The organism is Methylobacterium sp. WL18 (assembly GCF_008040015.1).
GTDB classification, from domain to species: Bacteria; Pseudomonadota; Alphaproteobacteria; order Rhizobiales; family Beijerinckiaceae; genus Methylobacterium; species Methylobacterium mesophilicum.
Map to the genome: position 1 here is coordinate 1 of NZ_VRVD01001312.1, position 477 is coordinate 477.

Below are 477 nucleotides of genomic sequence, written 5' to 3' on the forward strand. Positions count from 1 at the left end.
GTGCGGGCCATGTTCGTGGCGGTCGCCGTCTCGTCGATGAAGACGACGGCATCGGGGTCGAGGTCGAGTTGACCCTCGAACCACGCCTCCCGTGCGGCTCTCACGTCCGGACGCTCCTGCTCGGCCGCGTCGACAGCCCCTTTTTACGGGTGACCCGATGCCGGGCGAAGAACCGCCACAGCCCGCTGACGCTCGTGCGGACACCCTGCTCGGCCAGGATATCACGCACCTCGTGCAGGAAGGCCTGCGGCTGCTCCCGATCGACCTGAAGGATCCGCTCAGCGTGCGCTTCGATGGCCGGTGCGGGTCGCTGCCCGCACGAGGGCCGGGGTGCGATCGCGCCCTCCGCCTGGAAGCGTTCATGCCAGCGGATCGCGCTGGATGGGCCGACCCCGAAGCGCTTGGCCGCCTGTCGGCGCGAAGCTCCCGCCTCGATCGCCGCGATCACGCGTTCTCGCAGATCCATCGATAGCGCTG

At 69.4% G+C, this 477-nt stretch carries 1 pseudogene; it reads right to left on the reverse strand.

Features of this window, described 5'->3' with window-relative positions:
• A pseudogene (locus FV228_RS32490) lies at window positions 1-477 on the reverse strand (helix-turn-helix domain-containing protein); the annotation flags it as partial.